Source organism: Xanthobacter sp. NM-25 (assembly GCF_022138605.1).
Classification (GTDB): Bacteria; Pseudomonadota; Alphaproteobacteria; order Rhizobiales; family Xanthobacteraceae; genus Xanthobacter.
Genome location: NZ_JACBFS010000008.1, coordinates 38,898 through 65,825, shown reverse-complemented (window position 1 = coordinate 65,825; position 26,928 = coordinate 38,898). Strand labels below are relative to the sequence as shown.

At 68.4% G+C, this 26,928-nt stretch carries 21 protein-coding genes and 1 tRNA gene; 8 read left to right on the top strand and 14 right to left on the bottom strand.

Features of this window, described 5'->3' with window-relative positions:
* Position 1: 1 nt before the first annotated feature.
* Together MEU52_RS19560 and MEU52_RS19555 are read left to right on the top strand one after the other, a co-directional pair.
* Positions 2 to 562 (top strand): DUF447 domain-containing protein, encoded by a 561-nt coding sequence (locus tag MEU52_RS19560; RefSeq protein ID WP_238122976.1) that lies wholly within the window; start codon positions 2 to 4, stop codon positions 560 to 562.
* Positions 559 to 1,284 (top strand): (5-formylfuran-3-yl)methyl phosphate synthase, encoded by a 726-nt coding sequence (locus MEU52_RS19555; RefSeq protein WP_238122977.1) that lies wholly within the window; start codon positions 559 to 561, stop codon positions 1,282 to 1,284. Before MEU52_RS19560 ends, MEU52_RS19555 begins: the two co-directional genes overlap by 4 nt.
* A 9-nt stretch (positions 1,285 to 1,293) precedes the next feature.
* Here the strand turns inward: MEU52_RS19555 and MEU52_RS19550 are convergent, their stop codons facing one another.
* The 5 genes from MEU52_RS19550 to mgtE all read right to left on the bottom strand — a co-directional run bounded on the left by MEU52_RS19550 (position 1,294) and on the right by mgtE (position 7,901).
* Complete coding sequence (locus MEU52_RS19550) at positions 1,294 to 2,367, bottom strand: NAD(P)H-dependent flavin oxidoreductase (RefSeq protein WP_238122978.1); 1,074 nt, start codon at positions 2,365 to 2,367, stop codon at positions 1,294 to 1,296.
* A gap of 229 nt (positions 2,368 to 2,596) precedes the next feature.
* Positions 2,597 to 2,977 carry a 4a-hydroxytetrahydrobiopterin dehydratase gene (locus tag MEU52_RS19545; RefSeq protein ID WP_238122979.1) on the bottom strand — a complete coding sequence of 127 codons (381 nt, stop codon included), beginning with the start codon at positions 2,975 to 2,977 and terminating at the stop codon, positions 2,597 to 2,599.
* A 35-nt stretch (positions 2,978 to 3,012) separates the two neighbouring features.
* Entirely contained in the window at positions 3,013 to 3,885 is an 873-nt protein-coding gene (gene folD / locus MEU52_RS19540) for a bifunctional methylenetetrahydrofolate dehydrogenase/methenyltetrahydrofolate cyclohydrolase FolD (protein ID WP_238122980.1), read from the bottom strand.
* 318 nt (positions 3,886 to 4,203) lie between these two features.
* Entirely contained in the window at positions 4,204 to 6,330 is a 2,127-nt protein-coding gene (locus MEU52_RS19535; RefSeq protein ID WP_238122981.1) for a putative bifunctional diguanylate cyclase/phosphodiesterase, read from the bottom strand.
* Between the two features lie 155 nt (positions 6,331 to 6,485).
* A complete protein-coding gene (gene mgtE / locus MEU52_RS19530; RefSeq protein WP_238122982.1) occupies positions 6,486 to 7,901 on the bottom strand; it encodes a magnesium transporter in 1,416 nt (471 codons plus the stop codon).
* A gap of 342 nt (positions 7,902 to 8,243) precedes the next feature.
* Here mgtE and MEU52_RS19525 point away from each other — a divergent pair, with 342 nt between their 5' ends.
* On the top strand, positions 8,244 to 8,996 hold the full coding sequence (locus MEU52_RS19525; protein WP_238123144.1) for a polysaccharide deacetylase family protein: 753 nt from the start codon (positions 8,244 to 8,246) through the stop codon (positions 8,994 to 8,996).
* Between the two features lie 95 nt (positions 8,997 to 9,091).
* On the opposite strand, the gene MEU52_RS19520 is transcribed toward MEU52_RS19525, so the two are convergent.
* Positions 9,092 to 9,176, bottom strand: a tRNA-Leu gene (locus tag MEU52_RS19520).
* Positions 9,177 to 9,397: 221 nt separating this feature from the next.
* Here MEU52_RS19520 and lipB point away from each other — a divergent pair.
* Positions 9,398 to 10,135, top strand: a complete 738-nt coding sequence (gene lipB, locus MEU52_RS19515; protein WP_238123145.1) for a lipoyl(octanoyl) transferase LipB — start codon at positions 9,398 to 9,400, stop codon at positions 10,133 to 10,135.
* Positions 10,136 to 10,574: 439 nt separating this feature from the next.
* On the opposite strand, the gene gatB is transcribed toward lipB, so the two are convergent.
* Entirely contained in the window at positions 10,575 to 12,068 is a 1,494-nt protein-coding gene (gatB, locus tag MEU52_RS19510; RefSeq protein ID WP_238122983.1) for an Asp-tRNA(Asn)/Glu-tRNA(Gln) amidotransferase subunit GatB, read from the bottom strand.
* A 493-nt stretch (positions 12,069 to 12,561) separates the two neighbouring features.
* On the opposite strand from gatB, the gene MEU52_RS19505 reads away from it, so the two are divergent.
* Together MEU52_RS19505 and MEU52_RS19500 are read left to right on the top strand one after the other, a co-directional pair.
* Positions 12,562 to 13,872, top strand: a complete 1,311-nt coding sequence (locus MEU52_RS19505) for a capsule biosynthesis protein (protein ID WP_238122984.1) — start codon at positions 12,562 to 12,564, stop codon at positions 13,870 to 13,872.
* Positions 13,869 to 14,654 carry an SDR family NAD(P)-dependent oxidoreductase gene (locus MEU52_RS19500; protein WP_238122985.1) on the top strand — a complete coding sequence of 262 codons (786 nt, stop codon included), beginning with the start codon at positions 13,869 to 13,871 and terminating at the stop codon, positions 14,652 to 14,654. Before MEU52_RS19505 ends, MEU52_RS19500 begins: the two co-directional genes overlap by 4 nt.
* 22 nt (positions 14,655 to 14,676) lie before the next feature.
* Here the strand turns inward: MEU52_RS19500 and oxyR are convergent, their stop codons facing one another.
* The 7 genes from oxyR to MEU52_RS19465 form a co-directional block, all read right to left on the bottom strand.
* A complete protein-coding gene (gene oxyR / locus MEU52_RS19495) occupies positions 14,677 to 15,585 on the bottom strand; it encodes a DNA-binding transcriptional regulator OxyR (protein ID WP_238122986.1) in 909 nt (302 codons plus the stop codon).
* A 60-nt stretch (positions 15,586 to 15,645) separates the two neighbouring features.
* Positions 15,646 to 17,223, bottom strand: coding sequence for an alkyl hydroperoxide reductase subunit F (gene ahpF, locus MEU52_RS19490; protein ID WP_238122987.1), 1,578 nt, complete (start codon positions 17,221 to 17,223; stop codon positions 15,646 to 15,648).
* 95 nt (positions 17,224 to 17,318) lie between these two features.
* Positions 17,319 to 17,882, bottom strand: coding sequence for an alkyl hydroperoxide reductase subunit C (gene ahpC, locus MEU52_RS19485; RefSeq protein ID WP_238122988.1), 564 nt, complete (start codon positions 17,880 to 17,882; stop codon positions 17,319 to 17,321).
* Positions 17,883 to 18,209: 327 nt separating this feature from the next.
* Positions 18,210 to 19,139, bottom strand: coding sequence for a DMT family transporter (locus MEU52_RS19480; protein WP_238122989.1), 930 nt, complete (start codon positions 19,137 to 19,139; stop codon positions 18,210 to 18,212).
* Between the two features lie 260 nt (positions 19,140 to 19,399).
* The gene (locus MEU52_RS19475) at positions 19,400 to 20,770 is read right to left on the bottom strand and encodes a glutamate--cysteine ligase (protein ID WP_238122990.1); all 1,371 of its coding nucleotides are present in this window, start codon (positions 20,768 to 20,770) and stop codon (positions 19,400 to 19,402) included.
* 137 nt (positions 20,771 to 20,907) lie between these two features.
* A complete protein-coding gene (locus tag MEU52_RS19470; RefSeq protein WP_238122991.1) occupies positions 20,908 to 21,906 on the bottom strand; it encodes an AI-2E family transporter in 999 nt (332 codons plus the stop codon).
* A gap of 146 nt (positions 21,907 to 22,052) precedes the next feature.
* Positions 22,053 to 23,072, bottom strand: a complete 1,020-nt coding sequence (locus tag MEU52_RS19465) for a LysR family transcriptional regulator (RefSeq protein WP_238122992.1) — start codon at positions 23,070 to 23,072, stop codon at positions 22,053 to 22,055.
* Positions 23,073 to 23,309: 237 nt separating this feature from the next.
* Here MEU52_RS19465 and MEU52_RS19460 point away from each other — a divergent pair, with 237 nt between their 5' ends.
* Together MEU52_RS19460 and MEU52_RS19455 are read left to right on the top strand one after the other, a co-directional pair.
* Complete coding sequence (locus MEU52_RS19460) at positions 23,310 to 24,143, top strand: FAD binding domain-containing protein (RefSeq protein ID WP_238122993.1); 834 nt, start codon at positions 23,310 to 23,312, stop codon at positions 24,141 to 24,143.
* Entirely contained in the window at positions 24,140 to 26,869 is a 2,730-nt protein-coding gene (locus MEU52_RS19455) for a molybdopterin-dependent oxidoreductase (protein WP_238122994.1), read from the top strand. Before MEU52_RS19460 ends, MEU52_RS19455 begins: the two co-directional genes overlap by 4 nt.
* Positions 26,870 to 26,928: the final 59 nt, after the last annotated feature.

Sequence of the window (26,928 nt, the reverse complement as noted above, 5' to 3'; positions counted from 1 at the left end):
AGTGATCCGGGAGACCATCGTCACCACCGCCTCACCGGCGGGCGTGGCCCATATCGCCCCCATGGGCGCGACGCTCACGGCGGGCGGCTATCTGCTGCTGCCGTTCCGCCCCTCTCGCACCCTCGACAACCTCCTGGCCAGCGGCGCGGGCGTGCTCAATTTCACCGATGATGCCCGCGTCTTCGCCGGCTGCGTCACCGGCCGGCGCCGCGATTGGCCCACCCTGCCCGCCGGCGCCAGCGTGCGCCTCGCCGACACCCTCGCCCATGCGGAATTCGTGGTGGAGAAGGTGGAGGACGACCCCGTGCGCCCCCGCTTCCACTGCCGGGTGGTGAACAGCGAGAGCCACGGCCTGTTCCAGGGCCTCAACCGGGCGGTGGCGGCGGTGGTGGAAGGGGCGGTGCTGGTGTCGCGCCTGCATCTGCTGCCCGCCGACGAGGTGGCGCGGGAGATGGCGCGCCTCGCCATCGCCGTGGAAAAAACCGCCGGCCCGGCTGAGCAGGAGGCCTGGGGCTGGCTGGTGGATACGGTGGCCGCGCACCGGGCGCAGGTGGCATCATGAGCGCGGATGTCACCCGGCCCCCCGGCTTTCTCGCCTCGGTCGCCACCCTGAGCGAGATGGAAACGGTGCTGGCGTTCGGCGCCGACATCGTCGATCTCAAGAACCCGGCCGAGGGCGCGCTCGGCGCCTGGGCGCCGGACGAGCTGGAAGAAGCGGTGGCGCGCTGGCTCGCCTCCGGCACCCGCGCCAATCTCAGCGCCACCGTAGGCGATGTGCCGCTGGAGCCCGAAGCGCTGGTCGCCGCCGCCCGCCGCACCGCCGCCACCGGCGTGCCACTGGTGAAGATCGGCTTTCCCACGCCCACCGCGGCCACCCTGGCGCCGTGCCTGGAGGCGCTCGCCCCTCTTGCCCGCCAGCGCCGGCTCATCGCCGTGCTGTTCGCGGATCAGAGGCCGGACATCGACCTCATCCCGGCGTTCGCGGCGGCGGGCTTTGCCGGCGTGATGCTGGACACCGCCGACAAGGCCGCCGGCAGCCTGCGCATCCATCTCGACGAGGCCACCCTCACCCGCTTCGTGGCGGCGGCGCGGGCGCAGCGGCTGATGACCGGCCTCGCCGGCTCCCTGACGCTCGCCGACGTCGCGCCCCTGGCGGCGCTTCACCCCGATTATCTGGGCTTTCGCGGCGCCCTGTGCGCCACAGGCCGCACCGGCGCGCTTGATCCCGAACGCCTCGCCGCGGTCGGCGCGGCCCTCAAAGGCGGCAGCGCAGCCGCCGCCTGAGGCCGCCCCTCAGCGCACCGCCAAAGCGGCGCGGACGGAAGCGTATTCCCGCATCAGCAGGTCGCACAGTTCGGCGGCCGGCAGGGCACGGGCGAGGGGCGCCCCCTGCCCCGCCCATTGGGCGCCGAAGCTGGCATCGCCCGCCGCCTTGGCCGCCGCGTTGAGGGCCTTGCCGGCATCATAGGCCACCGGATAGGCGGCACGCGGCGTATCGAGGGTGGCCGCGAGCGCGGTGAAGCCGTTGGCGAGGCAGCGGGCCGGCCGTCCGGAAATGGCGTCGGTCATCACCGTGTGGAAGGCGGCGGAGCTCGCCAGGGCAGCGCGATGGCCGGCATCCGCCGCGCTTTCCGGGCAGCCGATGAAGGCGGTGCCCAATTGCACCAGCTCAGCCCCGGCGGCGAATGCCGCGGCGATGCCGCCGCCGGTCATGATGCCGCCGGCGGCGATGACCGGAATGGAGAGTTCGCGCGCCAGCACCTGCACCAGGGCCAACGTGGAGAGGCGATCATCGGCGCCGGCAGGATCGAAGATGCCGCGATGGCCGCCGGCCTCATAGCCCTGCGCCACCACCCCATCCATGCCGGCGGCGGCCACCGCCCGCGCCTCGTCCAGGCTGGTGGCGCTCGCCAGCAGCACCACGCCTTCAGCCTTCAGCCGGGTCACCAGATCAGCCGGCGGCAGGCCGAAATGGAAGCTCACCACCGCCGGGCGCTCGGCCACCAGCATCTCGGCCATCTCCGGATCCGCATTGAGGCTGCGGTAGATCTCATGGATCTCGGCGGGCGGGGTGGCGCCGAACCGGGCGAAGGCGGGCGCGAGCGCGGCCAGCCACGCCGCCTCACGGGTTGCATCGCGCACCGCCGGAGCGTGGCAGAACAGATTGACGTTGAAGGGCTTGTTCACCAGCGCCCGGGTCGCGGCGATCATCTTGCGCCCCGCCTGTGCATCCACTGCGCCCAAGGCGATGGAGCCGAGCCCGCCGGCCGCGGCCACGGCCGCGGCCAGCGCGGGCGTGGAGGTGCCCGCCATGGGCGCCTGGATGATCGGAATCTCCATCTGCAGGCGGTGCATCAGCGCGCTCATGGCGGATCTCCCAGCTTTGTCGTTGGCGCCTTCATAGGCCCTGCCGACCGCCCGGGTCCAGCCGCGCGCCCGCCCATCCCAGGATACGGCAGCAGGGCGCGCGCCGTCAGGATGGCTGCCACCACGCGCCGGCGGTCATCGCCGACGGGGCCCGCTTCAGGGTTCCCGAAAGACACCGCCGCCCTCGTGGAGCCGATCGCTGAACCCGAGGCACTCCGCGCGCCGGCGCTCAATCGTACTTGATGTAGGCGAAGCGCAGGTCGTGGGCGGGGGTGCCTTCCAGAGGCGCATCCTCCGCCGCGCCGGGCTGCCACATCACCACCTCCTCGATCTTTTGAGCGAGGGCGAAGTCGCGCACGGTGATGCCCTTGGCATCGTGGGACTGGAGGCGCACCTCCACCCAGGCATAGGAGGCGGTGAGGTCCGGATGGTGCCACGCCGCCTCAGCGAGGTGGCCCACCGTGTTGATCACCATCAGCGTGCCCTTCCAGCTGTTGGTGCGGTAGGTGCGGCGAATCCAGCCATCCTCATAGCGCCAGTGGGGCAGCTCGGCCGCAAGCCGGGCCTCGATCTCAGCGGTCGAAAAGGTCTGCTTGCGGTCGATGCTCATGGGTGCGCTCCCGGGTTGGGCGGAATGCCCGCCCCTCACAGCCCCTTCTGGCGGCGGGTGGCGGTGAGGGTGTTCTGCAAGAGGCAGGCGATGGTCATGGGGCCGACGCCGCCGGGCACGGGCGTGATGAGGCCGGCGATGCCCTGGGCCTCGGCGAAGGCCACGTCGCCCACCAGCTTCGTCTTGCCGTCATCCTTGGCGATGCGGTTGATGCCCACGTCGATCACCGTGGCACCGGACTTGATCCAATCGCCGCGGATCATCTCCGGCCGGCCCACCGCCGCCACCAGAATGTCCGCCTCCCGGCATTCGGCGGCGAGGTCGCGGGTGCGCGAATGGGCCATGGTGACGGTGCAGTCTTCCTTCAGCAGCAGCTGCGCCGCCGGCTTGCCGACGATGTTGGAGCGGCCCACCACCACCGCCTTCAGGCCCGAAAGGTTGCCCACATAATGCTTGAGCAGCATGACGCAGCCGAGCGGCGTGCACGGCACCAGCGCGTCGAGGCCCACCGCCAGGCGGCCGGCATTGACGATGTGGAAGCCGTCCACGTCCTTGGCCGGGTCGATGGCGGCGATCACCTTGGCGGCGTCGATCTGCGCCGGCAGCGGCAACTGCACAAGAATGCCGTTCACCGCCGGATCGGCATTAAGCTTGTTCACCAGCGCCAGCACCTCATGTTCCGAGGTCTCCGCCGGCAGGCGATACTCGAACGAGGCCATGCCCACTTCCGTGGTCTGCGCCGCCTTGTTGCGCACATAGACCTGGCTCGCGGGGTCCTCGCCTACCAGCACCACGGCCAGGCCCGGCTTCACACCATGGGCGCGGCTGAGCTCGGCCACCTCTTCCGCGAGGCGGGCCCGCAGATTGGCGGCAAAGGCTTTTCCATCGATAATCTTGGTTTCGATCACGGAAGACGGTCCCGTTGCTTGCGCCGCCGAGGCGCGGACAACCGAAGAGCCGGCGGGATGAGGCCCCCGCCGAACCCAGGAAGGATGGATCACGCGCCCGCTGCGATTGCAGGCGGGCTCCCAATCCGAGGCTCGCGGGTGTTGTTGGCCGCGCCGCGGCCAAGCGCAATACAAAACCACGCGCAGGCGTCGCAATGCAGCTCGCGCCCCAGCGCGCGAGACTCATTATATGGCAAAAATATTTCTCTTAAAGAAAAATATCAGGATGGGAGCGCAACGCTCGGACCGCGCTGAAACGGGCCCCGGCGCGCGAAACGCTCACCTGTCCGCGCCTCCCAGGCCCGGCGCGCCGAGATGCAGGGCCTGCTCGCCATCCCCATGGCGCTGCCGTTCCAGCAGCGCCACGGCCGCGGCCAAAGGCAGCGGCGGCGCGAACAGATAGCCCTGGGCCTGATGGGAACCGAACGCCCGCAGGAATCGCAGCTGCTCGCGGGTTTCCACCCCCTCCGCCGTCAGGGTGATGCCCAGCGCCCGGCCGAGCCGCACCGTGTATTCGACGATGGAGGCGGCATCCCGCTGCCGGCCGAGGTTCATGATGAAGGAGCGGTCGATCTTGATCTTGGTGATGGGATAGCGCCGCACATGGACCAGCGAGGCATAGCCGGTGCCGAAATCGTCGAGGGCGAAGCGCACGCCCTTTTCCCGCAGCTGCATGAGCACGTCCTGGGCACCGGGCCCGAGATCGATGATGGCGCTTTCCGTCAGCTCCAGCTCCAGCCGCGCCGGATCAAAACCGGTCTCGCGCAGGGTGGCGAGCACATTGTCGACGATGCCGCCGCTGCGCAGGTTATAGGGGGAGAGATTGACCGCCAAAGTCACCCCCGGCAGGGCCTTGGCGTCGGCGCAGGCTGTGCGCAGCACGAAGGCATCCAGCCGGCTGATCAGCCGCGAGCGTTCGGCAATGGGCACGAACTCGCTGGGCAGAATGCGCCCGCGGATGGGGTGATCCCACCGGACCAGCGCCTCGAAGCCGACGATGCGCTCGCTCTCCACATCCACCTGCGGCTGGTAGAGCACCGTGAGCTCGCCATGGTCCAGCGCTTCGGACAGCTCCTTTTCCACCTGGCGCCGGCGAATCTGCGCCTGCTCCATGTGCGGCTCGAACTGCCGGAACACCCCGCCGCCCTCGGCCTTGGCGCGGTAAAGGGCGATATCGGCCAGCCGCATCAGCTCCGCCGCGCTCTCGCCATCGGCGGGCGCGCGCGCGGCGCCGATGGAGGCGGTCACCCGCAGATCCTGGTTTTCCACCGCAACCGGGATCTCGATGACCCCATAAAGGCTCGCAACGAGGCTTTTCAGTTCCTCGTCGCTCTCATAGCGGGCGAACAGAACGAACTCGTCGCCCCCCACCCGGCCGGCGCAGCCGCGCAGACCGAGACAGCTCTTCAGCCGCCGGCCCACCACCCGCAGCAGTTCGTCGCCCACCGCGTGGCCATGGGTGTCGTTGATGATCTTGAAGCCGTCGAGGTCCACATACATCACCGCCAGAGGTCCGACCTGGGCCGGCGGCGCCAGAATCGCCTCCAGCTCAGCGATGAAATGGCGCCGGTTGGCAAGGCCCGTCAGTTGGTCCTCATTGGCCAGATCGCGCGCCAGGGCCTCGCTGGAAGTGAGCGCGCCGGCCAGGCGTCGGGCCCGAACCATCAGGGCGAAGAAGATGGCGCACAGCGCCGCCGCCACGCTGGCCAGCGCCGGCATGGCGCGGGCCAGCAGCCCACCGCCCGGCTGCGCGCCGTGCCAGGTGACCGCCACCTTCCCGCCATCATAGAGATTGGGCAGCAGCAGCGCCTTTTCGTGGCTCTCCACTTCGGCCGCTTTCAAGCCGACATTCTGCACTTCATTAACCCGGAACACGTCGTCCAGCGCCGGCTCGTCCATGACGTCGGCGGCAAGAACGATAAAGGTGGCCGGCTTGCCGGTGGCCGGATCCGTATGCTTGAGGGTCCGCGCCAGCAGCAGCACGCTCTTGCCGCCGCCCACCACCAGCCCCTTGCGCTCGTTCTGGCTGCGCGCCAGCAGACGCAGCAAGGCCGGCCGCAGCGCCTCGAACGTGTCGGTATCCCCCAGCCGGCCATTTTCCGAGGCATAGAGCAGATTGCCCGCGCCATCGGTGACATAGGCATATTCGAGGTCGAAATCCTGCGTCAGCCGGGCGCCCAGGCGACCATGCACATCCTGGAGATCACCGCGAATGACCGCATCGAGGTCGCGCTCCGGCCGCACCGATTCCAGCGCCCGCTCCATGAAACGCTCGTGGACCTGGAACGCCTGCGCCAGCGCGCCCTTCTCCCGCGCGAGGGTGCGCGCATCCTCGCCGCGGGCAGCCAGCAGCAGGATCAGCGCGCCCGCGCCCAACAGGACGACCAGCGCCGCCAGCCCGAACATGAACGAACGCTGTGTACGCGCAGGAATGATCCGGCTCCTTTAAAGCCGCCCAGTATCGCGTGGGGAACGCGACCAAGCCGCAGGTCTGTGCGACTTATGTCGAACAGATCAGGTTTGCGCGCAAGGCATCCTTCCCCAGCAGCTGTGAAAAGCGACTAACCGCCCGCAAACCACCAGGTGGCAAGACCCAGAAACGCCAGGAAGCCAACGCAGTCAGTAACCATAGTCACGAAAACTCCGGAGGCTACCGCCGGATCGAGTTTCAGGCGGGAAATACCCAGCGGTATCAAAATGCCAAACAGGCCCGCCGCCGCCATATTCATGACCAGCGCCGCCGAAATCACGAAGCCCAGGTGCACATTGGCAAACCACAGCGCCGCGATGCCGCCGAGCAGGCAGGCCAGAGCCACCCCGTTGAACAGCCCCACCAGCAACTCGCGGGAGACAATGCGGCGGGCATTGTGGGTGGACAGATCCTTGGTCGCCAGCGCCCGCACCGCCACCGTCATGGTCTGGGTGCCGGCATTGCCGCCCATGGAGGCGACAATGGGCATCAGCACTGCCAGCGCCACCATCTTCTCGATGGTGCCCTCAAACAGAGAGATGATGGAGGCGGACACGAACGCCGTTCCCAGATTCACCACCAGCCACGGCAACCGGCTCCGGGCCGTGTAGGCAACGGTATCAGACAGCTCCTCATCACTGCCCACGCCGGCGAGGGCGCGCAGGTCCTCGTCGGCCTCCTCCTGGATGACGTCGACCATGTCGTCGATGGTCATCACGCCGACGAGGCGGCCCGCGTCGTCCACCACCGGGGCCGAAACCAGGTTGTAGTGCTCGAACCGACGCGCCACCTCTTCCTGGTCCTCGGCCGCCTTCATCACCTGCATCTGGTCGGACTTCACCGCCGTCAACAGCACGTGTCGGCGGGTGCGCAGCAGCCGGTCGAGGGGCACAGCGCCGATCAACCGGTAGCCCGGATCCACCACAAAGATCTCATGGAAGGTGTCCGGCAGGTTGGGGGTTTCGCGCATGTAGTCGATGGCCCGGCCTACCGTCCAGAACGGCGGCACGGCGATGAACTCGGTCTGCATACGCCGCCCGGCGCTGTCCTCGGGATAGTCGAGGGAGCGCTGCAGCGCCACCCGCTCGGGCGCCGGCATATGCTCGAGGATGGCGGCAACATCCTCTTCCGACAGGTCTTCCAGAATGTAGACCGCGTCGTCGGAATCGAGCCCCCGCATGCCCTGCGCCACGGTCTGCGGCGACAGGCCGTGCAGGATCTGGACGCGCACCGTCTCGTCGAGCTCAGTCAGGGCGGTGAAGTCGAAGGCCGGGCCCAGCAGCTCGATCAGCCGGCGGCGTTCATCCCCTTCCAGCGCTTCCAGAAGGTCGCCCATATCGGCTTCGTGGACGTCCTGGGTGAGGACCTTCAGCCGGTCCACATCCCGTTCGCCGATAGCCGCCGAAACGGCTTCGCGGAACGCTTCCGCGATGTTGCCGGCCTCATCCCGCACCACCGGCAGATCATCGGCGCGCTCGGCGTCGGCGAGATGAAGATCCTCGCTCATGGCTGCTCCCGGTTCGGTCGAGATTGGCTGAAAGGGCCCGTCCGCAGCACGGCTGGAAAGGCCGGCAGGGCAACTGCGCGAACGCGCCTGCTCTGGCTCTAGAGGGCCATTGCCGCGAAGGGAAGCGGCAAAACGGGCGAGAATGGAAAGGCGTTGCAACAAAGCGGGACCGAGACTCCCGCGCAACACCTTCATTTCGCCCCGCCTCCCGCTTATGCCAGCGCCGCAATCGCGGTGCGGAGAGCCAGCATGAGTGGGATGACACAACATTGGCCGATGCCGGCCACGGCCTGCCGGCGGCCCCACATCCTGGCCAACGCCCCTCTCCTGGCGGCCCTCGCAATGGCCGCCGGCCTGTGGCTGAGCCCGACCCTCGCCCGCGCTGCCGAGGACTGCCCGGCCGGCGCGCTGGGAACGGCCCGCGTGCTGGACATCGACCCCAAGGGGGTGCGGGTGGGCACCAAGTCGTTCCCCGACACCCTGCCCTTGAAGCCCAAGGAAGTGGTGCTCACCTTCGACGATGGCCCCTGGCCCACCACCACAGCGGCGATTCTCGACGCCCTGAAGGCCGAATGCGTCCGCGCCACCTTCTTCCTCATCGGCCAGAATGCGAAGGCGCGCCCGGCCTTGGTGCGGCGGGAGCTGGCCGAGGGCCACACGCTCGCCCACCATTCCATGACCCATCCGGCGGCAACCCTCGCCAAGCTGCCGTTCGACGCGGCGGTAGCGGACATCAAGAAGGGAATCGCCGCCGACGACGAGGCCGCCTACGGCCGCGCCGCAGGCGCGCCGCGGGTGCCGTTCTTCCGTTTTCCCGGATTCGCCGCGACGCCCGAGCTGTTGGCCTATCTCGACCAGCACGGCATCGCCGTGTTCGGCGCCGATTTCTGGGCCAGCGATTGGAATAAGATGACGCCGGAGCAGGAACTGGAGCTGGTGCTGAAGCGGCTCGATGCGACGGGCGGCGGCATCGTGCTGTTCCACGATACCAAGGCGCAGACCGCGGCCATGATTCCCGCCTTCCTGCGCGCCCTGAAGGATCGCGGCTACAGCATCGTCCACATAGTGCCGAAGGCCTCCGCCCAAGCGGGCTGAGGGCCGGCACCACGTGCCGCAGACGAAACCAGAAACGAAAAAAGGCGGCCGAGGCCGCCCTGTTTCATCTCCGGCTCAGCCGGAAGGCCATTTCCTGGTGCGGACGAGAGGACTCGAACCTCCACGGGTCTCCCCACTAGCACCTCAAGCTAGCGCGTCTACCAATTCCGCCACGACCGCAGTCAGGGATGGCACCGCCGGGGCCCATGGTGTGGACCGCTTCCGGCGGGGCCCATCGTCTAACAGATCGACTCGGGCGCCACAAGAGCGTCATGCGCCCCATTTCAGAAACCGCCCCGGCCTGTGGATGACGGCCGCGCCAGGTGTGGTGACAGCTCTCCGGAATGCCGCGGCCAACAGGCTCTGGACCTGCCGCAGGAATGGTTTATGCCATGCCGATCATGACCACGCTTCCTTCGCCCGCGGCGGTGCCGTTACCGCGCGCCAGCCTCGACACCACCTTCCGCCCGCAGGACCCGGCCGCACCGCCGGTGGAATGGATGGTCAGCGACCGGCAGGTTCCTTATCCCGAGGCCCTGGCCGCCATGGAGGCGCGGGTGGCCGCCATCGCCGATGGCGCGGCGGGCGAGGCGGTCTGGCTGCTGGAGCATCCACCGCTCTACACCGCCGGCACCAGCGCGCGACCGGAAGACCTAGTGGAGCGCCGCTTTCCGGTCTACGAAGCCGGCCGCGGCGGCCAGTTCACCTATCATGGCCCCGGCCAGCGGGTGGCCTATGTGATGCTCGACCTGCATCGCCGCGCGCCCGATGTGCGCCGCTATGTCAGCGCCCTCGAAGCCTGGCTTATCGGCACCTTGTCCGCCTTCAACGTCACCGGCGAGCGGCGGGAAGACCGGGTCGGCGTGTGGGTGCGTCGACATGGGGACGAGGACAAGATCGCCGCCATCGGCATCCGCGTGCGCCGCTGGGTGACGTTCCACGGCATCTCCTTGAACGTGGAACCGGATCTCAGCCATTTCGGCGGCATCGTGCCCTGCGGCGTGCGCGAGCACGGGGTGACCAGCCTGGCCGATATGGGCATCCCGGTGAGCATGCCAGAGGTGGATGCCGTGCTGCGGGTGGCCTTCGAGGAAATCTTCGGCCCCACCCAATTGGCCGCTCCTCTGGTGGGAGCGTAGGGGCGTCGCCCGTGCCCCCGCTGGGGCAGTGGTGCCACTCTTGCGCCGCTGGCAGCCCCGCCATCGCCTCACGGTCCTAAACGCCTGCCATCGCCCCCTTGCATCCCCGTCGCCCTCCGGCTTGACCGGAGGGCCCATCGCTCCGTCGGCGCCGGCCCTGAGGGTGGAAATGGGTGCTCCGGTCAAGCCGGAGCACGACGGCGATGAGGTGGCGAGGGAGCGGAGGGTGATGGGAGCAATATTGCCAACCTCCGTCGCCCTCCGGCTTGACCGGAGGGCCCATCGCACCGCCAAGCGCCGGCCCTGAGGGTGGAAATGGGTGCTCCGGTCAAGCCGGAGCACGACGGCGGTGAGGCGGCGAGGGAACGGAGGGTGATGCGGGGGTGGTCAGCGGGATAACCGGCGCATGCCGGCGATCTCTGCCAGCCGAACGCCGGCCTCAGATGCCGAGCTTCGCCTTCAGGATCTCGTTCAGCGCCTGGGGGTTGGCTTTGCCGCCGGAGGCCTTCATGGCCTGGCCGACGAACCAGCCCAGCATGGTGGGCTTGGCCTGAACCTGGGCCACCTTATCCGGATTCTTGGCGATGATCTCGTCCACCACCTTCTCGATGGCGCCCGTATCCGTCACCTGCTTCATGCCCCGCGCTTCAACCACCACCTTGGGGTCGCCGCCTTCAGTATAGATGATCTCGAACAGGTCCTTGGCGATCTTGGACGAGATGGTGCCCTCGGCGATGAGGTCGAGGATGGCGCCGATCTGCTCCGGCGTCACCGGCGAGGTGGTGACGTCCTTGCCGTCCTTGTTCAGCCGGCCGAACACTTCGTTGATGACGAAATTGGCCGCCGCCTTGCCATCGCGCCCGCTGCCATCGCGCCCCTTGGCCACCTTCTCGAAGAAATCGGCGGTGTCGCGCTCGGCCACCAGCACGCCGGCGTCATAGGCCGAGAGGCCGTAATCGGCGATGAAGCGGGCCTTCTTTTCGTCGGGCAGCTCGGGCAGATCCTGCTTCAGATCACTGACGAACTCGGCCTTGATGTCGAGCGGCAGCAGGTCCGGATCGGGGAAATAGCGGTAGTCGTGCGCCTCTTCCTTGGAGCGCATGGACCGCGTCTCACCCTTGTTGGGGTCGAACAGGCGGGTCTCCTGGTCGATGGCACCGCCATCCTCCAGAATCTCGATCTGCCGGCGGGCCTCCACCTCGATGGCCTGGCCGATGAAGCGGATGGAGTTGACGTTCTTGATTTCGCAGCGGGTGCCCAGCGGCCCGCCCGGGCGACGCACGGAAACGTTCACGTCGGCCCGCAGATTGCCCTTCTCCATGTCCCCGTCGCAGGTGCCAAGGTAGCGCAGGATGGTGCGCAGCTTGGTCACATAGGCCTTCGCTTCCTCCGAGGAGCGCAGATCGGGACGCGACACGATCTCCATCAGCGCCACGCCGGACCGGTTGAGGTCCACGAAGCTCTGAGTGGGGGAAAGATCATGGATGGACTTGCCCGCGTCCTGCTCCAGATGCAGGCGCTCGATGCCCACCGCGATGGCCTCGCCGTCGGGCAGGTCCACGGTCACCTCACCCTCGCCGACGATGGGGTATTTGAACTGGCTGATCTGATAGCCCTGCGGCAGATCCGGATAGAAATAATTCTTCCGGTCGAACACCGAATGCAGGTTGATCTGCGCTTTGAGGCCAAGGCCTGTGCGCACCGCCTGGGCCACGCATTCCTTGTTGATCACCGGCAGCATGCCCGGCATGGCGGCATCCACCAGCGAGACATGGTCGTTGGGCTCGCCACCGAAAGCGGTGGAGGCGCCGGAAAAGAGCTTGGCATTGGAAGCGACCTGGGCATGCACCTCCATGCCGATCACCACCTCCCAGTCGCCGGTGGCGCCATGGATGAGCTTCTTGGCGTCGGCGGGCCGCGTATGAACCGTCATCGTCGTCCTAATCCGTAGTGCGGCAGTGCCGCATGATGCTGCGGTTTCCACTACTCCCCCAGTCGCCGTGCTGGCAACCACTGCCGGCATCCGCAGCCTGCGGGAAGAGCTCGAGCACTCTGTTTCCATATGGGCGCCCGGCACGGGATTGCGAGCCCGTCCGTGCCGCCCTGTCCTCGGGGTCCGTCGCGACACCCGGGTGCGCAGACGGCCCGCGCGCCATGCGCCGCAAGACGGGCAGCTCACCGGAAAAATGCTGCAACATCACATTCGTGCCGTCACCCAGCGGCAGTATCCGCCTTGATTCACAAGGCGCCTGGGCAAAGCCGGGCGGCCGGTAGCGGAGCCCTCCTTTTTCAGCCATGTCGTTCATTTCTGGAAGACACAACTCAAGAAGGCGGCTAGGACGGCCGCTTCAAGACATCACCTCAGGTGACCTGCGATTCCCCGCGCCGATACAATGCGGTTGGGGACGGGATGGAACGGACCAGAAATGACGCAGGAGGAGCACACGGCGCGGTCGGCGCAGGGCGCGAGCCCCACCGCACGGCCCGAGGCGCGCGTGGTGCTGATGCTACAGGGGGCGGCATCCCGCTTTCATGGCGCGCTCGGCAAGGCGCTGGCGCAGCGGGGCGCGGAGGTCCTCAAGATCAATCTGTGCGCGGCGGAATGGGCCTTCTGGCCCGGCCGCGCCCGCAGCTATCGCGGCCGGCCGGACGCGTGGCCCTCCCATATCCAACGGCAGATGCGCGATCTCGGCGTGACTGACTTGGTGCTGTTCGGCGATTGCCGTTTCTATCACGCGGAAGCCATCAAGGCCGCGCGGCCGCTCGGCATTCGCCTGCATCTGTTCGAGGAAGGTTATCTGCGGCCCAATTGGATCACGCTGGAGCATTCCGGCGTGAACGCCCATTCGGACCTGCCGCGCGATCCCGAGGCGATCCGCGCGGAGGCGGACCGCCTGGGCCCGGAGCCCGAGCCCCTGCCCTTCAGCGACCGGTTCGCCCTGCGCGCCCTGTGGGACGTGGCCTGGAACACCAACCTGCTGGCCGGCTGGCCGCTCTATCCCCACTACCGCCGCCACACCGTCATCCACCCCATCGTCGAATATGCCGGCTGGCTGCGCCAGTTCGCCCGCACCGGTGCCATGGGCCGCCATGATGCCGCCGCGCGCGCCGCCCTCACGGCCTCCGGCGCGCCTTATTACGTGCTGCCGCTGCAGTTGGACGGTGATTTCCAGATCCGTGTGCATTCCAACTTCCGCGACATGGGCGAAGCCACGGAGCTGGTATTCGCCTCGTTCGCCCGGTCGGCGCCGCCCGACAGCCGCCTGCTGGTGAAGCGCCACCCCTTCGACGTGACGCTGCACGACCGTCAGCGTGAGATCCTGGCCCTGGCGGCCCGCCACGGCCTTGCCGAGCGGCTGACCTTCATTGAAACTGGCGACATCCAGCCGCTGATCGCCGGCTCCGCCGGTGTCCTGGTGGTGAACTCCACATCGGCTGGCATCGCGCTGGAGGCGGGCATTCCCCTGAAGGTTCTGGGCCGTGCGACCTACGACATTCCCGGCCTCGCCTTCCAGGGGCCCCTCGACGCCTTCTGGACCGAGGCCACCGCCCCCGATGCCGCCCTCTGGCAAGCCTATCGCCGGGTGGTGATCGCCCGCACCCAGGTCAACGGCGGCTTCTTCTCCCACGACGGCATCGCCCACGCCGTCGCCGAGAGCGCCCGGCGCATCTGGTCGACCCCCGCGCCGAAGGGCAGAGCTCAGTCATCCCAGCCGCTCGGTGGAACCCAGCCATGAGCAGCGGCCGCGCGCCGGGCCATGTGGTCATCACCGGCGCCTCCGGTGGGCTCGGCGCCGCCCTTGCCCGCCGCTATGCGGCGCCCGGCACGCGGCTGCTGCTGCTGGCCCGCGACGCCGCGCGCCTGCAGCAGGTGGCCGCCGACTGCACCGCACGCGGCAGTGAGGTTGCCTGGCACAGTTGCGATGTGCGTGACGCAGCGGCCCTCGGTGCCCTGCTCCAGACCGCCGATGCCGCCAGCCCGGTGGATCTCGTGATCGCCAATGCGGGAATCGAGGCCAGCCTCGGGCCGGGTGGCGCGCCGGAGCCCTTGGCGGCAGTGCAGGCACAAATCGACGTCAATCTGGCCGGCGCGCTGGGCTGCATTCTGCCACTGCTGCCGGCCATGCAGGCGCGCCGCCGGGGCGGGCTCGTGCTCATTTCCTCCCTCGCCGCGCTGGAACCCCTGGCGGACCAGCCGACCTATTGCGCCACCAAGGCAGCCCTTCTGACCTGGGGAGAGGCCGCCCGGCCCTGGCTCAAGCGCTTCGGCATCCAGGTGACAGTGGCCTGCCCGGGCTTCATCGCCACCGGCATGAGCACCCGCTACACCGGCTGGCGCCCGTTCGAATGGAGCGCCGACAAGGCCGCCGGCACGATCGCCGCGGCGGTGGCGAAGGGCCGGTCCCGCATCAGCTTTCCCTGGCCGCTGGTGGCGCTGATCCGCCTCGGCAAACTGGCGCCCGGGCCCCTGCGCGAATGGGTCCGCGACCTGCTGTTCAAGGTGGACGTGGCGTCCTGAAGCCGCGCCCCTCGCCCACCCGCTAGGCGGCGCGCGTCAACAGCTGCGGCGCCAGGCGCCGGCACACCTCGGCCACTTGCAGGAGCAGTGGCGCCATGGCCGAGGTCTTGCGCCAGAGCAGGCCGATCTGGCGGCTGGGATGGGAATCGACGAAATCCAGAAGGTGGATGTTCTCGGTGACCTGAGGCTGCCCCTTGATGGCCAGCATCGGCAACAGGGTGATGCCGGCCCCGGCCACCACCATCTGCCGCAGCGTTTCCAGGCTGGTGGCGCGAAACTCCGTGTTCTCGCGCGCACCGGAGAGGCGGCACACGTCCAGGGCCTGATCCCGCAGGCAATGGCCGTCCTCCAGCAGCATCAGATTGTGCTGGCCCAATTCGTCGAGATGCAGCGTATCGCGCTTGGCCAGGGCATGGTCGCCCGGCACCGCCAGCAGGAAAGGTTCCTCGAACAGGAACTCCGCGTGCAGATGGGGTTCGTGCACCGGCAAGGCGAGAAAGGCCGCGTCCAGGGTGCCGGCGGCGAGGCGGGCGATCAGATTGGCGCTCTTCTCCTCGAACAGCAGCAATTCCAGCTGCGGGAAGCGCGCCCGGATCATGGGCACCACATGGGGTAGAAGATAGGGCCCGAGGGTGGGAAACACGCCGAGCCGCAGGGTGCCGCCCTCGGCCGCGCCGCTGCGGCGGGCGGCCTCCTTCATCTCATCCACTTCGTTGAGAATACGCCGGGCCCGTTCCACGGCATCGCGACCGGCTGGAGTGAGCATCACCTTGCGCGGCGCCCGCTCCACCAGCGCGACACCCAGCTCGTCCTCGAGCTTGCGGAGCTGCATGGAAAGCGTGGGCTGGCTGACATGGCACGCCTCCGCCGCCCGCCGAAAATTCCGGTGGTCGGCCAGCGCGATCAGATATTGCAGCTCACGCAGGGTCATATGCGGTCAGCGCGGGGCGGTGAAGTGCCGGCCCCCGTTACAACGGGCGCCGGCACAAGATCACGCCGCCTTGGTCTCCGCCTTGGGAGCGGAGGTGCGGATCAGGTGGTCGAAAGCGGCGAGGGAAGCCTTCGCCCCTTCGCCCATGGCGATGATGATCTGCTTGTAGGGCACGGTGGTGCAGTCGCCGGCGGCGAACACGCCGGGCACCGAGGTCTGGCCGCGATCGTCCACCAGGATCTCGCCGCGGGGCGAAAGATCCACTGCGCCCTTCAGCCATTCGGTGTTGGGCAACAGACCGATCTGCACGAAGATGCCTTCCAGCTCCAGCTTGTGGGTCTCGCCCGTGGTGCGGTCCTCATAGACAAGGCCGTTCACCTTGGACCCGTCGCCGGTCACCTCCGTGGTCTTGGCGGAGACCTTGATGTCCACGTTGGGCAGGCTCTTCAGCTTGCGCTGCAGCACCTCATCGGCGCGAAGCTTGGAGTCGAACTCAAACAGCGTGACATGGGCCACCACGCCGGCGAGGTCGATGGCCGCCTCGACACCGGAATTGCCGCCGCCGATCACCGCCACGCGCTTGCCCTTGAACAGCGGGCCGTCGCAATGGGGGCAATAGGCCACGCCCTTGGTGCGATAGGTGTCCTCGCCAGGCACGCCCATCTGCCGCCAGCGGGCGCCGGTGGAGAGGATGACGCTCTTCGCCTTGAGGCTCGCGCCATTGGCGAGCTCGATGGCGATCAGATCCTCGCCGGGCACCAGCTTGACGCCCTTCTGCAGGTTCATGATCTCCACGTCATACTCACGCACATGCTGTTCCAGCGCGGCGGCGAGCTTCGGCCCCTCGGTGTAGGGCACGGAGATGAAGTTCTCGATGGCCATGGTATCCAGCACCTGGCCGCCGAACCGCTCGGCGGCAACGCCGGTGCGGATGCCCTTGCGGGCGGCATAGATGGCGGCCGCGGCGCCGGCCGGGCCACCGCCCACCACCAGCACGTCGAACGGATCGAGGGTGGCGAGGCGCTTGGCCTCCCGCTCCACCGCGCCGGTGTCGAGCTTGGCGACGATCTCCTCGACGCCCATGCGGCCCTGGCCGAACACTTCGCCGTTCAGATAGATGGTCGGCACCGACATGACCTGGCGCGCGTCCACCTCGGTCTGGAACAGGGCACCGTCGATGGCCACGTGCTGCACCTTGGGGTTCAGCACGGCCATGAGGTTCAGTGCCTGCACCACGTCCGGGCAGTTCTGGCAGGACTGGGAGAAATAGGTCTCGAACTTGAAGTCGCCGTCGAGGCCCTTGATCTGGTCGATGATCGCCTGCTCGACCTTGGGCGGATAGCCGCCGGTCTGCAGCAGCGCCAGCACCAGCGAGGTGAATTCGTGGCCCATGGGCAGGCCAGCGAAGGTCAGGTGGATGTCCTGGCCGGGGCTGCTGAGGGCGAAGGACGGGACGCGCGCATCGGCGCCGCGCACCTCTTTCAGGGAAATCTTTTCGGAGAGCGGAACGATGTCGTTCAACAGGTCCATCATCTCCTTGGACCTGGCGCCGTCGTCCACATAAGCGGTGATCTCGATCGGCCGGACCACCCGCTCCAGATAGGCCTTGAGTTGGGCTTTCATCGTCTCGTCAAGCACGGGCAATCCTCCGGAATGGGGGTAAAGAACTCCCGCGCGCCGGGCGCGGCGGGGGCGCGGCCCTCCCCGGAGGGGAAGGCCGCAGGGTCGGACGATCAGATCTTGCCGACGAGATCGAGGGACGGGGCCAGGGTCTTCTCACCCTCGTGCCACTTGGCCGGGCACACCTCGCCGGGGTGGGCCGCCACATACTGCGCGGCCTTCACCTTGCGCAGCAGGTCGGCGGCGTCACGGCCGATGCCCTCGGCGGTGATCTCGACGGCCTGGATCACACCATCGGGATCGACGATGAAGGTGCCGCGATCAGCCAGGCCCTGGCCGGGACGCAGGACCTCGAAATTGGTCGAGATCTCGTGGTTGGGATCGCCGAGCATGGTGTACTTGATCTTGGCGATGGTGTCGGAGGTGTCGTGCCAGGCCTTGTGGGTGAAGTGGGTGTCGGTGGACACCGAGTAGATCTCCACGCCGAGCTTCTGGAACTCCGCATAATGGTCGGCCACGTCGCCGAGCTCGGTGGGGCAGACGAAGGTGAAGTCGGCCGGGTAGAAGAAGAACACGGCCCACTTGCCCGCGAGGTCGGCGTCGCTCACCTCGATGAACTTGCCATCCTTGAAAGCCTGGGTCTTGAAAGGCTTGATCTTGGTATTCACGAGAGACATGACAATTCCCTGAGTCAGGTTGCGGTGCAGAAGGGCCGAAGCCTTCGCGAAGCAACATATGGTGACGATCGGGATAAATGAAATAGATAAATTCGTCATATTTGATAGTCTGGACCTATCAAATTAACCCCAACCCTCTGATATTCCAGCATCCACGTCGGTGCACCGGCGATCATGAGCCGGCGTCTTGCCACATCGCTGCTGTGCGGCAGAACGGCGCAGAGCAATGCGCGCCGTTCTGCCGTGAAATGTCATGTATGCAAGGCCGGTCCGTTGCCCGCGAATGCGCCAGTCGCAATGACCGGAGACGAACGGGATACCGCCTGCTCAACCGGCGCGGGGGCGCCGCCCGCGGGGCAACAGCACCAGCAGGGCGCCGGCCAGCACCAAGGCGATTCCCGCCGCCGCGCTGAGGGTCCAGTGGAACGCCTCGAACACCGTGGACAGCGCCAGCGCCACCAGCGGAAACAAGACGGTGGTGTAGCCCGCCCGGCTGGGGCCGATGCGGCGGATCAGCACCAGATAGGCGGCGAAGCCCACCAGGGTCTGCGCCAGCACCAGATAGGTGAGCGAGCCGAGGTAGCGCACGTTCCACTCCACGATGAAGGGCTCGCCCCGCGCCACCGCCAGCGCCGCCATGATGATGCAGCCATAGACGAAGCCCCACGCATTCATGGACGCCAGCGGACAGCCGCGTCGCGCCGCCACCCCCGACAGCAGGCTGCCCACCGAGAACGACAGCGTGCCCACCAGGCTCAGCATGAGGCCGGTGCCGAGCCCGCCGGCCCCTTCCCCGGCGCCGATGGACGGACCGAACACCAGCGCCAGTCCGGCCACCCCCGCCAGCGCCCCCAGGGCGACCCGCGGATGCAGCGGCACCTTGAAGAAGACGGCCGACAACAGCGGGATGAACACCGCCGCCAAGGCGAACACCACCGAGAGCAGCCCCGACGGCAGGTAGTAGCCGGCATGGTAGAAGGTGACGAAGTTCACCGAGAACAGGCTGGCCCCCATGGCCAGGAACAGCAAATGGTCTCGCCAGGGAAAGCGGATGCGGCCACGGGTGATCAGCAGCACCGCGAACATCACCGCTGAGGCCACCAGAAAGCGCCAGACCCCCGACACCTCCGGCGCCACCACGCCCAGCTGCAGGCGCAGCGGCAGCCACCCCGTGCCGAAGATGAGCACGGTCACGACATAAAGCAGGAGCTCCGCGGCACCGAGCGGCGCATCCTGCGGTGAGCGGGCGGATGACATGAGGCAACTCCCAGATGGAGGCGACGCTGCGCCCCCACGCGCGGACACGCCCGCCCCGGACCGGCGCGGACGCTCCATCGTTTACGCAAAAGACCTGTGAGGCTGCCGCGGCGGCCGTCCCTGCCGGCCCGCAACCGTCGGCATGAAACCGCACCCCCAGCGGCGCGGAGGGACAATCGTCGAAACGGGGACCAGCAAAGCCGAAAACGGTTGAATGCCACCATGCTAACTGCGCATGGCAGAGCCGCGATCACGGCAGATCAGTAGGCCAGCTCCGAAAAGATGGGCTCCACCGAACCTGACCAATCACCATTGAAATGCTCAAGCCAGACCTCCGCCGGCGAACGACCGGAGAAGACGGCTTCCTCAAGCGGCTGGAGGAAGCGGGTTTCATCGCGCCCCTGGCGATCGTAGAAGCCGCGCCGCTTCAGCCCCGCCTCGGCCAGCACCAGGGCCTGGCGCGCCACCTCGCGCAGCTTCTGGCCGCGAATCTCCGCGTGGAGGGCCAGCCGTGGCACGTCATCGCGCAGCTGCTGGCGCTCGTCCTCCGTCCAGTCCTTCACCAGATTCCATGCAGCATCGAGGCTCTGCTGGTCGTAGAGCAGGCCAACCCAGAAGGCCGGCAGGGCGCACAGCTTGGCCCAAGGGCCGGCATCGGCGCCGCGCATCTCCAGGAAGCGCTTCAGGCGCACTTCCGGGAAGATGGTGGAGAGGTGGTTGATCCAGTCGGCGAGCGTCGCGCTCTCCCCCGGCAGCGCCGGATGCCGGCCGGCCAGAAGATCCCGGAAGGAGGAGCCGGCCACGTCGATGTAGCGGTCGCCACGCTTCACGAAATACATAGGCACATCAAGCGCATAGTCCACGTACCGCTCGAAGCCGAACCCGTCCTCGAAGGCGAACGGCAGCATGCCGGACCGGGCCGCGTCCGTATCGCGCCAGATTTCCGAGCGGAACGAGAGGAAGCCGTTGGGCCGGCCCTCGGTAAAGGGGGAGTTGGCGAACAGCGCGGTGGCCACCGGCTGCAATGCCAGGCCCACCCGCATCTTCTTCACCATGTCCGCCTCGCTGGAGAAGTCGAGGTTGGCCTGCACGGTACAGGTGCGGAACATCATGTCGAGGCCCAGCTTGCCCACCTTGGGCATGTAGTTGGACATGATCTTGTAGCGGCCCTTGGGCATCACCGGGGTCTCGGAGCGGCTCCACTTGGGGCTCATGCCGATGCCGAGGAAGCCGATGCCCAGCGGCTCCGCCACTTCCCGCACCTGGGCGAGATGGGCGTTGAGCTCCGCACAGGTCTCGTGGATGGTGGTGACCGGCGCGCCGGACAGCTCGAACTGTCCGCCCGGCTCCAGCGAAATGGCGCCGCCGCCGGTGACGTCGGCAAGGCCAATGATCACGTCGCCTTCCATGATCGGCTCCCAGCCGAGCAGCAGGCGCATGCCTTCCAGCAGCTTGCGGATGCCTTTGGGCCCCTCGTAGGGCACCGGCTCATGACGGGCGAGGGTGAAGGGGATCTTCTCGTGCTCGGTGCCGATACGGAAGGCGCTTTCCCGTTTGCACCCCTTTTCAATCCAGGCAACCAATTCGTCGCGCGCGGAAATGGGGGTCGCGTCGGTGGTATCGCGGGCCATACGGGCAATCTCTTCAAAGCAACGGGCGCGCGACCATACACGCCCGCCTCGCCAAGGCAAACGGTGCGGTTTCCTTGGCCCTGCCCGGTGCCTTCGATGGCGTCTCCGCGGGCGGCGCGGCGCGCGAGGCCGCCCCCTCAGCCGGCGATGGGCCCCTCGTGCTTGCGCACGGCGGAGAAGGCCAGAACGGTCAGCGGCGTCGCCAGCAGAATGCCCAGCGGGCCCAGCAGGCTGCCGAACACCACCACCGAGAACAGGGTGACCGCCGGCGGCAGCGACACCATGCGCTGTTGCAGCAGCGGGGTGATGAGATTGCTCTCGGTTTGCTGCACCACCACGAACACGAGCAGCGTCCACAAGGCCGAATCGACCCCGAGGGTCAGCGCGATCAGCAGCGCGGGAACCGCAGCCACCACCGGCCCCACCATGGGCACGAACTCCGCCAGGCAGGCAAACAGCGCCAGCGCCAGAGACGATGGAATGCCCAGAATCGTGAGGCCGATGAAGGTGAGCGCCCCCACCACGATCATGGAGATGACCTGCGCCTTCAGGAAGCCGCGCAGGTCGGCCGCGATGATGCCGAGGCGCCGCGCCACCGCGGGGCGTTCCGCCTCGACCCACAAGCCGAGGAAGAGATTGCGGTACAGCTTCGGCTCCACCGCGAAATAGAGCCCGCCGACCACCACCAGGAACAGGCCAAGCAGCAATTGGAACACGTTGCTGGTGAGGCTCTGCATCACCAGCAGAATGGTGTCGCTGGACGGCGCCGCCGCCTCCACCCGCTGCAGCAGGTCCGGCATCACCCCCTTCAGATGGAAACGTTGCTGGAACACCTCCCACGCCCCGGGCAGATCCTGCAGGAGCTCGGCCACCTGAACCTGCACGGTGGAGCCGAACAGATAGCCGGCCAGCATCAACCCGCACAGCAGCAGCAGCGCCACCGGGAACACCGCATATTGCTCCTGCAGGCGCGTGACCCGCGCGAAGGGAACGGCCATGGCATGCAGCGCAACCGCCACCAGGATGGCCGCGAACACCATGAGGAACACATCCACCACCTGCCACGCCAGATAGAGCGTTCCCGCCACCACCACCGCGATCGCGACCCTGCGCACCACGCTCCAATCCGACGGCATCTACAGTCCCTTCCCCATGTCCGGCGCGCCCCTGCCGCCCCGGTCTTCACCAGAACTATAGCGGCAAATCTTACCGCTGCGGCAGGCCTCACAGCCACCGGCGGACGCTATCCCCCGGCAAACCGCGACGCCAGCGCCAGCGGCCATCAGCGCGCGGCGTCGTGCGGCAGCGCGCCGGGCAGCGCGATGGTCTCGAAATACTGCTTGGCATATTCGTAGAAGACGGCGGAGGCGAAGTGCAGGCCCGCCCCGGCCCGCACCATGAGCCCGAAGCGGTTGCTCGGCAGCCCCGCGTCGGCCAGCGGCCGGAACAGCAGCTCGCCCCGGCGGATCTCGTTCTCCGCGCCCAATGGCGTCATCACCGAGGCGTAATGGCCGCGCAGCGCCAATTCCACCAGCATGCGGATGGAATCCACCTCCACCAGCGGCCGCCGCACCGGCGCCAGTTGATCCAGGAACGGCTCGATGACGGTGCGGATGGAAATCTCCGGCTTGCCCACCGCCAAAGGGTGCGGCAGGCAGGCGGCAAGCGTCAGTTCCGGCAGTTGCGCCAAGGCATGGTCCGGCCGCATGACGATGCCGATGGGCAGATCCCGCCGCACCGCGATATCGATGCGCCGGGGCGCGCCGGCGACGAAGCCGAAGCCCACGTCGATCCGCTCATCCAGCAGCCGCGCCATCACCTCGGCAGAAGAGACGACTGCCACATCCAGCGACAGGCGCGGATAGCGCCGGCCGAACACGTCCAAGAGCGGCGGCAGCACCGAGAGGCCGATGCTCTCGGCGGCGCCGATCCGCACCGTTCCGGTGCGCAGGCCGCGCAGCATGTCGAGCTCGGACACCGCCGCCTCCAGCGGCCCGGTGAGGCGGCGGCTGTGGCGATAGAGGATCTCGCCGGCCGGCGCCAGCTTCAGCCGCCGCCCTTCCCGCTGGAACAGCGCGAGCCCCAGGGCGTCCTCCAGCTGCGCGACCTGCCGCGTCACCGCCGAGGAGGCCACATTGAGCCGCCGCGCCGCCTCACGCACCGAGAGGTGCTCGGCCACCGCATTGAAATAGATGAGGGAGGGCTGGTGGAACACCCGTGCCAGCAGCGCCGGCGACAGGGCCTGCTCCCGCGGCCGGGCGGGCTTTGCCCCTGCCCGCGCGCCCTCTGCGGCGTCCCCCATGCCCCAAGCTCCCCGGGCAGCCCGTGCCCGCGCCATCCGCGCGGGAGGGGTGCTGCCGAAATGGCAGCGTAGCGTTCTGCAATCGGAAATATCAAGCACCACCGAATTGCGTCATCTTGGCTTACCGATACGCCGCCGCATCGTCCCGCGCCGCCCCTGGCGCCGCCGATTGTTGCGGCGTTTGAAGTGGTTGGCGCACCACGGCCGCGGCCGGCGGGTGGGTTTCGGGGGGGCAAGATGGATCTCAACACGGTCACCGCTCTGGCGCGGCCGCGCAGCCGCGCGGAGCTGCCGCCCCCCGAGGCCGGCGACGCCTTCGTCGCCGGCGGCACCTGGCTGTTTTCCGAGCCCCAGCGCCAGCTCCGCCGGCTGGTGGATCTTTCCGGCTTCGATTGGGCGCCGCTGAAGGCCGACGACACCGGCCTCACCCTCGCCGCCACCTGCACGGTGGCCACCCTCGACGGCTTCGAGGCGCCGGCGGCATGGCGGGCGGCACCGCTCATCGGCCAGTGCTGCCGGGCCTTCCTCGCCTCGTTCAAGATCTGGAACATGGCGACAGTGGGCGGCAACATCTGCATGTCGCTGCCCGCCGGGCCCATGACCTCCCTCACCACCGCCCTGGAAGGCACCTGCCACATCTGGACCGCGGACGGCGGCGAACGGCAGCTGCCGGTGGTGGAGTTCGTGCGCGGCCCCCTCGACAACGCCCTCCGGCCCGGCGAGGTGCTGCGCGCCATCACCCTGCCCGCCCGCACCCTGCGCCGGCGTGCCGCCTTCCGCCGCGCCTCGCTATTCCCTCTCGGCCGGTCCGGCGTGCTGCTGATCGGCACCCATGACGCCGCGCCCGAGGCAGCGCAGGCCTTCACCCTCACCATCACCGCCGCGACGGTGCGGCCGGTGCAGTTCACCTTCCCCGCCCTGCCGCCGGCGGCGGAGCTGGCGGCGTACGTCGCCGCGCTCCCGGACGCGCTCTATTACGATGATGCCCATGGCCGCCCCGACTGGCGCCGGCACATGACGCAGCTGTTCGCCGCCGAGATCCACACCGAACTGGCGGAGGGGCGGCCATGAGCTTTCTCGTCAATGGCGAAACCTTCACCGCAAGCCCCCGCCCCGGCCAGTGCCTGCGCACCTTCCTGCGCGATCTCGGCTGGTTCGGCGTGAAGAAGGGGTGCGATGCGGGGGATTGCGGCGCCTGCACCGTGCATGTGGACGGCCGGCCGGTGCACAGCTGCCTTTTCCCGGCCTATCGGGCGGAGGGACACGCCGTCACCACCATCGAGGGCCTCGCGGGGGCGGACGGGCTCCATCCCATGCAGCAGGCCTTCATGGATGCCCAGGGCTTCCAATGCGGCTTCTGCACCGCCGGCATGGTGATGACCGCCGCCAGCCTCGACCAGGCCCAAAGGCGCGACCTGCCGGCCGCCCTCAAGGGCAATCTGTGCCGCTGCACCGGCTATCGCGCCATTGCCGATGCCATCGCCGGCATCCGCCATGTAGAGCCCAACGGCGGCTGCGGCCATAACGCCCCGGCCCCGGCGGCGGCGGATATCGTCACCGGCCGCGCCCGCTTCACCATGGATGTGGCGCCCGAAGGCGCGCTTTCCGGCCTGCTGCACATGAAGCTGCTGCACGCGCCTCTGGCCTCCGCCCGCATCGTCTCCATGGACACCACGGCGGCGCGCGCCGTGCCCGGCGTGGTGGCGGTGCTGACCGCCGCCGATGCGCCGGAGCACCTTTATTCCTCCGCCCGCCACCATCACCCCACCGACGATGTGGACGATACCCGCGTGCTCGACACCGTGGTGCGCTTTGCCGGCCAGCGCATCGCCGCCGTGGTGGCGGAAACCGAAGCCGCCGCCGAGGACGCCCGCGACCGGATCGAGGTGATCTACGAACCCCTGCCCGCGGTGTTCGATCCCGAGGCGGCCATGATGCCCGGCGCGCCGCAGGTGCACGACAAGGGCGGCGCTTCCCGCATCGCCAATGCCGCCCGCAACATCGTGGCCGAGGTGCATGGCCACGTGGGGGACGTGGGCCAAGGTTTCTCTGATGCCGAAGTGCTGCACGAAGGCACCTACGAGACCCAGCGGGTGCAGCATGCGCACCTGGAAACCCACGGCGCCATCGGCTGGCGCGGTGCCGACGGGCGGCTGAACCTGCGCTCCAGCACCCAGACCCCGTTCCTCACCCGCGACGCCCTCGCCACCTTGTTCGACCTGCCGCGGGAGCAGGTGCGGGTGTTCTGCGAGCGGGTAGGCGGCGGCTTCGGCGGCAAGCAGGAGATGATCACCGAGGACATCGTTGCCCTGGCTGTGCTGAAGACGGGACGCCCGGTGAAGCTGGAATTCACCCGGCCGGAGCAATTCTCCGCCTCCACCACCCGCCACCCCATGCGCGTGCGGGTGAAACTGGGGGCGCGGCGCGACGGACACCTCACCGCCATGGAGATGCACGTGGTGTCGGACACCGGCGCCTATGGCAACCATGCCGGCGGCGTGCTGTTCCACGGCGCCAACGAGTGCCTCGCCCTCTATCGCTGCGCCAACAAGAAGGTGGACGGCTATGCGGTCTACACCAACAACCCGCCGAGCGGCGCCTTCCGCGGCTATGGCCTGAGCCAGACCATCTTCGCGGTGGAATCGGCCATGGACGAGCTGGGCCGGGCGCTGGGCATCGACCCGTTCGCCCTGCGCCGGCTCAATGTCATCCGCCCGGGCGACCCCATGGTCGCCTATGACGAACACCCCCACGACGTGGAATATGGCAGCTACGGCCTCGACCGCTGCCTCGACCATGTGGAAACGGTGCTCAGCGCTGATGCCGAGCCGGCACCGGAAGGCTGGCTGGTGGGCTCAGGCATGGCCGCAGCCATGATCGACACCATTCCCCCGCGCGGCCACCAGTCCCACGCCGCCCTGCGGCTTCTGGCCAACGGCACCTATGAACTGAAGGTGGGCACGGCCGAATTCGGCAACGGCACCACCACGGTGCATCTGCAGATCGCCGCCACGGTGCTGAACACCACGCCCGATCGCATCCGCATCCGCCAGTCGGACACCGACCACGTGGCCCACGACACCGGCGCCTACGGCTCCACCGGCACCGTGGTGGCGGGCCTTGCCACCCAGCGCGCCGCCGAGGCGCTGAGCGAGACCATGCTCGCGGCCGCCGCCGCGAGGCGCGGCATGAGCGCGGACCAGTGCCGGCTGGAGGGTGACGCCGTTCTGTGCGGCGACACCCGGCTGCCGCTCACGGAGCTGGCGCCCCTCGGCCTTGCGGCGCAGGGGCGCGCCGATGGCTCGCCCCGCTCCATCGCCTTCAATGTGCAGGGCTTCCGGGTGGCGGTGCATCCCTCCACCGGGGAGATCCGCATCCTGCGCTCCATCCATGCCGCCGATGCCGGCGTGGTGGTGAACCCCATGCAGTGCCGCGGCCAGGTGGAAGGCGGCGTCGCCCAGGCGCTGGGCGCCGCCCTGTGCGAGCGCTCGGTGGTGGATGCGGAGGGGCGCATCGCCAATCCCACCTTCCGCGGCTACCACATCCCGGCCTTCGCCGATGTGCCGCGCACCGAGGTCTTCTTTGCCGAGACCACCGACCGCATCGGCCCGCTCGGCGCCAAATCCATGAGCGAGAGCCCCTATAATCCGGTGGCTCCCGCCCTCGCCAATGCCATTCACGACGCCACCGGGGTGAGGCTCACCGCCACGCCCTTTGTGGCCGACAGGCTCTATCGCGCGGTCATGGACGCCGCTGCGCAGCAGCGCCCCGCGCCCAACCCTTCAACCTGCCCATAACCCAATAAGCTCCGACCGCCGCGCGGCAGCCCCGCGCGTGCGCAGCGGGGTCCATCCTT

Coding starts and splice junctions, on each gene's coding strand:
- MEU52_RS19555 (WP_238122977.1), top strand. CDS start 559: ATGAGCGCGGATGTCACCCGGCCCCCCGGCTTTCTCGCCTCGGTCGCC.
- MEU52_RS19550 (WP_238122978.1), bottom strand. CDS start 2,367: ATGAGCGCGCTGATGCACCGCCTGCAGATGGAGATTCCGATCATCCAG.
- MEU52_RS19545 (WP_238122979.1), bottom strand. CDS start 2,977: ATGAGCATCGACCGCAAGCAGACCTTTTCGACCGCTGAGATCGAGGCC.
- MEU52_RS19535 (WP_238122981.1), bottom strand. CDS start 6,330: ATGTTCGGGCTGGCGGCGCTGGTCGTCCTGTTGGGCGCGGGCGCGCTG.
- mgtE (WP_238122982.1), bottom strand. CDS start 7,901: ATGAGCGAGGATCTTCATCTCGCCGACGCCGAGCGCGCCGATGATCTG.
- MEU52_RS19525 (WP_238123144.1), top strand. CDS start 8,244: ATGGCCGCCGGCCTGTGGCTGAGCCCGACCCTCGCCCGCGCTGCCGAG.
- lipB (WP_238123145.1), top strand. CDS start 9,398: ATGACCACGCTTCCTTCGCCCGCGGCGGTGCCGTTACCGCGCGCCAGC.
- gatB (WP_238122983.1), bottom strand. CDS start 12,068: ATGACGGTTCATACGCGGCCCGCCGACGCCAAGAAGCTCATCCATGGC.
- MEU52_RS19505 (WP_238122984.1), top strand. CDS start 12,562: ATGACGCAGGAGGAGCACACGGCGCGGTCGGCGCAGGGCGCGAGCCCC.
- MEU52_RS19500 (WP_238122985.1), top strand. CDS start 13,869: ATGAGCAGCGGCCGCGCGCCGGGCCATGTGGTCATCACCGGCGCCTCC.
- oxyR (WP_238122986.1), bottom strand. CDS start 15,585: ATGACCCTGCGTGAGCTGCAATATCTGATCGCGCTGGCCGACCACCGG.
- ahpC (WP_238122988.1), bottom strand. CDS start 17,882: ATGTCTCTCGTGAATACCAAGATCAAGCCTTTCAAGACCCAGGCTTTC.
- MEU52_RS19480 (WP_238122989.1), bottom strand. CDS start 19,139: ATGTCATCCGCCCGCTCACCGCAGGATGCGCCGCTCGGTGCCGCGGAG.
- MEU52_RS19475 (WP_238122990.1), bottom strand. CDS start 20,770: ATGGCCCGCGATACCACCGACGCGACCCCCATTTCCGCGCGCGACGAA.
- MEU52_RS19470 (WP_238122991.1), bottom strand. CDS start 21,906: ATGCCGTCGGATTGGAGCGTGGTGCGCAGGGTCGCGATCGCGGTGGTG.
- MEU52_RS19465 (WP_238122992.1), bottom strand. CDS start 23,072: ATGGGGGACGCCGCAGAGGGCGCGCGGGCAGGGGCAAAGCCCGCCCGG.
- MEU52_RS19460 (WP_238122993.1), top strand. CDS start 23,310: ATGGATCTCAACACGGTCACCGCTCTGGCGCGGCCGCGCAGCCGCGCG.
- MEU52_RS19455 (WP_238122994.1), top strand. CDS start 24,140: ATGAGCTTTCTCGTCAATGGCGAAACCTTCACCGCAAGCCCCCGCCCC.